The organism is Micromonospora sp. KC213, assembly GCF_004348325.1.
Lineage (GTDB): Bacteria > Actinomycetota > Actinomycetes > Mycobacteriales > Micromonosporaceae > Micromonospora.
In genome coordinates this window covers 1-5037 of record NZ_SMKF01000275.1, presented here as the reverse complement: position 1 = coordinate 5037, position 5037 = coordinate 1, and the positions used below count along the sequence as shown (strand labels likewise).

Here is a 5037-nt window from a genome sequence, read left to right as displayed (position 1 = left end):
CCCCCGAGCCGCCCACCGCACCCCTGTCCGGCGCGCCCGGGGCGGGCGGCTATCCCCCGCCCGGCGGGGAACCGCCGCCGCCGGGTGGCTACCCGCCGCCCGGCGGCTACCCTCCGCCGCCGGGTGGCTACCCACCGGGTGGTTATCCGTCCCCGGGCGTCGGCTATCCCACCGCCGGCGGGTACGGCGCTCCGAGCGGAGGCTGGGCCAACAACGAGGACAAGACCTGGGCTCTGGTGGCGCACTTCGGCGGCGCGGCGGGAACGGCCCTCTTCGGTTGGCTGGGCTTCGTCCCCCCGCTCATCGCCATGCTGGGCAGGGGCAACCAGTCCCCGACGGTTCGCGCACACGCCGTAGAAGCACTCAACTTCCAGCTCACCTGGCTCGGTGCCTCTCTCGCGCTCAGCATCGTCCTGTGCTGCGGAACGGTCGTCACCCTCGGCATCGGCAGCTTCCTGTTCTTTCTGCTGGCCGGCCCCTGGCTGGTGGCAGTGATCCTCGGCGTCATCGCTGGCGTCAAGGCCAACGAGGGGGAGCTCTACCGCTACCCGATGAGCATCCGCCTGGTGAAGTGATGCACGCAGCGGGCGGCCTCAACCCCGCGCCGCTGCCGTCGCACGAAAGCCGGTCAGGGCAGCAGGTCACGCACGACGGCGTCGGCGAGCAGCCGGCCACGCAGGGTGAGCACGGCCTGGCCCGCCGCGTACCGCACCGGGTCGAGCAGGCCATCGGCGAGCGCCCGCCGCGCGCCGGCCGCCCCGGCCGGATCCAGGGTCGCCAGCGGCAGACCGGAGGCGAGCCGCAACCGCAGCATCACGTCCTCCGTGTGTGCCTCCTCAGCGGTCAGGATCTCCCGGGCCAGGCCGGGCGACCCGCCGGCGACCAGCCGCTTCGCGTACGCCGAGGGATGCCTGACGTTCCACCAGCGCACCCCGCCGACGTGGCTGTGCGCGCCCGGCCCCAGCCCCCACCAGTCGGCACCGGTCCAGTAGAGCAGGTTGTGCCGGCACCGGGCCGCCTCGCCGCGTGCCCAGTTGGACACCTCGTACCAGGAGAAACCGGCCGCGTCGAGGGCGGCCTCCGCGGCCAGGTACCGGTCCGCGGCCACGTCGTCGGAGGGGTACGGCAGCTCGCCGCGACGCATCCGGGCGGCGAGCCGGGTACCGTCCTCCACGATCAGGGCGTACGCGCTGACGTGGTCGACGCCCGCGGCGACGACCTGTGCCAGCGAGGCGGCGAAGTCCGCCGCGCTCTCCCCCGGCGTGCCGTAGATCAGGTCCAGGTTGACGTGGTCGAACCCGGCGTCCCGGGCCTCCCCGGCGGCGGCGACGGCCCGGCCGGCGCTGTGCCGCCGGTCGAGCACCGCCAGCACTCCCGGCGCGGCCGACTGCATGCCGAGCGAGATCCGGGTGTACCCGGCCGCCCGCAGGGTCTTCAACGACCCGGGGGTCACCGACTCGGGGTTGGCCTCGGTGGTCACCTCGGCGTCGGCGGCCAGTCCCCAGGTGCGGTCGATGCCGTCGAGGATGCGGGCCAGGTCGTCGGCGGGGAGCAGGGTCGGGGTGCCACCGCCGACGAAGACGGTGTCCACCCGGGGTGGCCGGGCGTCGCCGAGCACCCGGGCGGCGAGCGCCAGTTCGGCGAGGACCGTGTCGGCGTACGACTCGCGGTCCGCGCCGCCGCCCAGTTCGGCCGCCGTGTACGTGTTGAAGTCACAGTAGCCGCAGCGGCTGGCGCAGAACGGGACGTGGACGTACACGCCGAAGCCACGCGCGCCGACCGCGTGCAGGGCGGCGGCGGGCAGCGACCCGTCGGCGGGGACGGTCTCGCCTTCTGGAAGGACGCCGGGCATGGCCACTAGTGTGCCCGCCATGACCACTCCCGACCGCCTCGTGCGGGTCGCCACCGCCCGTGGGGTGACCACCCTCACCCTGGACAGCCCGCACAACCGCAACGCGCTCTCCACCCCGTTGATGACCGAGTTGCTGGCCGGCCTCGCCGCGGCGGTCGCCGACGACACGGTCCGGGTCGTCGTGCTCGACCACACCGGCCCGGTCTTCTGTTCCGGGGCGGACCTGAAGGAGACGGCGGCGGCGTACGCCAGCGGCTCGGTGCCCGCGGGGATGCTCGGCGACGTGCTGGCGGCGGTGTGGGAGTGCCCGAAGCCGGTGTTGGCGAAGGTGGCCGGTCCGGCGCGGGCCGGCGGGCTGGGCCTGATCGCGGCGGCCGACCTGGCGGTCTGCGCCGAGGAGGCGACGTTCGCCTTCACCGAGGTACGGATCGGGGTGGTTCCGGCGGTCATCTCCGCCACCGTGCTGCCCCGCCTGCTCCCCCGCGCGGCGGCCGAGCTGTACCTGACCGGAGACACCTTCGACGGCCGCCGGGCCGCCGAGATCGGCCTGGTCACCGCAGCGGTGCCGGCCGCGGGGCTGGACGCGGCGGTCGAGCGGTTCGCCGCGTCGCTGGTCCGGGGGGCGCCGGGGGCGCTCGCCGGGGCGAAGGAACTGCTGCGCCGGCCGCCCGGCGCCGACCTGCGTACCGAGATCGCCGCGTTGTCCGCCGTCTCCACCACCTTCTTCCTCTCCGCGGAGGGGCGGGAGGGGGTGGCCGCCTTCCGCGAGAAGCGGGACGCGGCCTGGGTGCCGACTCCGGCGCGGGAGGCGACGGCTTAGCTCCCTGAAAGGTCTGCTTCCGTCCCGCTTTATTCCTGATTTTTCCGGGGAAGGTGAGCCGGTTGACTGACCCGATTCATCTCCGGAGGGACGTACGCTTGGAAACCTCGAAACAGGAGGTGCGGGTGCGAAATCGGGCAATCGTGGCAGCCGGTGTCGTGGTCGCGGTGGTAGCCCTGGTCGGGGTCTACGCCATCCAGCAGCTCGGCGAACGTCTCCGACTCCCCCTCCTCACCCGCACCTGCACCGTCCAGGCCGACGGCAGGGTGCAGCTCGACGCCGAGCAGATGGCCAACGCCGCGACGATCGCGGCGATCGGCATGCAGCGGGAGATGCCCGAACGGGCGGTCGTGGTGGCGCTGGCCACCGCGTACCAGGAATCCGGGCTGCGCAACCTCGCGCACGGCGACCGGGACTCGCTCGGCCTGTTCCAGCAGCGGCCGAGCCAGGGTTGGGGCACCCCCGAGCAGATCCAGGACCAGCGGTACGCCGCGAACCGGTTCTACGCCGCGCTCAAGAAGGTGCGCGGGTGGGAGAAGATGCGGGTCACCGACGCCGCCCAGGCCGTCCAACGGTCGGCGTTCCCGACGGCGTACCAGAAGTGGGCCGACGAGTCGGAGGTGCTGACCCGGGCCCTGCTCGGCGAGGCGACCGGCGCGGTGGCCTGCACGGTGAGCAGCCGGCCGGTGATGCGTGGCGAGGCCGCCGCCGCGGCGCTCACCCGAGGTCTCACGCTGGACTGGGGCCTGGCGGGCATGGCCCCGGCGGCCGAACTGACCGGCCTCACCGTCCCGGTCACCGATCCGCGTGCCGGCTGGCGCTACGCCCACTGGCTGGTCTCGCACGCCCCCGACCACGGGGTGAAGCGAGTTCGCTTCGGGGAGTTGGAGTGGACCGCCGAGGACGGCACCTGGGACCAGGTGGCCGACGGCCGCCCGACCGACGGACAGGTGCTGGCGGAGGTCTTCGCCGAACGCTGACCGACCACCGACCGCCCCGGCAGGTTCGCCTACCGGCCGGTGCCGGTCACCCGACGGTGGATCTTCTCCAACATCGGTTCGGGCAGGTCGGTGGCGTCGAGCAGCCGGGGCAGCAGCTCGGGCTGGAGGCTCATCGCCCGGAACACCTCCCCGATGGTGACCCCGTGCGCGGGCCGGTCCACCACCTCCACCGGATCCCCGGCGCCGATCTCACCCTCCTGGAGCACCCGCAGGTACGCCCCGGGCACCGCCCGCTCGGTGAAGCGTCGGATCAGGTCCGGTACGCCCCAGTAGCCGGCGAAGGTCGTGCACGGGGTCCGCGGCTTCGTCACCTGGAGCACGGTCGAACCGATCACCCACCGCTCGCCGATCACCGCGCCGGTCACGTCCACCGCCCAGGTGGTGAGGTTCTCGCCGAACGCGCCGGGCGGGATCTGCCGGCCCAACTCCGCCGACCACCACTCGGCGTCCTCCGCCGCGTACGCGTAGACCGCCTGGTCGGGGCCGCCGTGGTGGGCCCGCTCGCCGATGAAGTCGCCGACGACCCCGGTGAAGCGCACCGGCACCGGCCCGCCGGCCGGTCGCTTGTCGATCCCGCTGCGACCGCTCGGGTCACCCGCCCACGCCGCCTCGGTCACCACGCCCAGGTTCACCGTCGCCACCCTGCCCGTCATGGCGGACAGCCTAGGCGACCGGCGGGATCGAGGACACCGGCCCGCTCTGGCGTCCGTTCCCGTCAGGCCGGCACGCGGGCGGCGCGTGGGCCGTCGTGCGGCGGCGCGTGGGCGACGTGCGGCGACGTACTCCGGCAGGGAAGCCGGAACGGGCGCCCGACCAGAAGGTCGGACGCCCGTTCGACGTACGGTGCGGCGATTACCGGTGCGTGACGCTGCGGCGGCGACCCACGCCGGCCACCAGGGCCACGGCGATGGCGGCCAGCACGACCTGCACCAGCAACTCTCCCCAGTCGATGCCGGCGGTCGCGGTGGCGATGCCCATGGCCCGGGCCAGCACCGTGCCCAGCAGGGCCGCGCCGACACCGATCAGCATGTGCAGCCACATCGGCATGTCCTGGCGGCCCGGCACGACCAGGCGGCCCAGAGCGCCGACGATGAGACCAACAACGAGCGCGGTGATGATGCCCCAAACAGTGAACTCCACGGTCGCCCTCCTCTTGATAATCAAGTCACACGGTCTGTGTGGTTCCTGTCGTGACCGCTAAGTTCCCGACCGCCCGAAATTCCAAACCGGTGGCACGGCATCACCTTTCCCGACGTCGATGCCGTCGTCCTTCGCCGGCTCCCGTTCGCGCAACGGAGTGCCAGGTCAAGGCAGGGCGGGGTGCGGGGACGGCCGGGAAAGAAGTACGACGGACACCGGAACGC

General features: G+C 73.4%; 6 protein-coding genes. 3 read left to right on the top strand and 3 right to left on the bottom strand.

Annotation, left to right across the window (positions count from 1 at the left end):
* The coding region (locus E1166_RS29440) for a DUF4870 domain-containing protein (RefSeq protein WP_132343102.1) at positions 1-575 on the top strand (575 nt) is incomplete at its 5' end.
* A 53-nt stretch (positions 576-628) separates the two neighbouring features.
* Here E1166_RS29440 and hemW read toward each other — a convergent pair.
* Complete coding sequence (gene hemW / locus E1166_RS29435; protein WP_207914644.1) at positions 629-1852, bottom strand: radical SAM family heme chaperone HemW; 1224 nt, start codon at positions 1850-1852, stop codon at positions 629-631.
* A gap of 19 nt (positions 1853-1871) precedes the next feature.
* On the opposite strand from hemW, the gene E1166_RS29430 reads away from it, so the two are divergent.
* Both E1166_RS29430 and E1166_RS29425 read left to right on the top strand, forming a co-directional pair.
* Positions 1872-2672 (top strand): enoyl-CoA hydratase-related protein, encoded by an 801-nt coding sequence (locus tag E1166_RS29430; protein WP_132343100.1) that lies wholly within the window; start codon positions 1872-1874, stop codon positions 2670-2672.
* 119 nt (positions 2673-2791) lie between these two features.
* Complete coding sequence (locus tag E1166_RS29425) at positions 2792-3652, top strand: hypothetical protein (RefSeq protein WP_132343103.1); 861 nt, start codon at positions 2792-2794, stop codon at positions 3650-3652.
* Positions 3653-3681: 29 nt separating this feature from the next.
* On the opposite strand, the gene E1166_RS29420 is transcribed toward E1166_RS29425, so the two are convergent.
* Positions 3682-4326 carry an MOSC domain-containing protein gene (locus E1166_RS29420; protein WP_132343099.1) on the bottom strand — a complete coding sequence of 215 codons (645 nt, stop codon included), beginning with the start codon at positions 4324-4326 and terminating at the stop codon, positions 3682-3684.
* Positions 4327-4525: 199 nt separating this feature from the next.
* Complete coding sequence (locus tag E1166_RS29415) at positions 4526-4813, bottom strand: GlsB/YeaQ/YmgE family stress response membrane protein (RefSeq protein WP_132343098.1); 288 nt, start codon at positions 4811-4813, stop codon at positions 4526-4528.
* Positions 4814-5037: the final 224 nt, after the last annotated feature.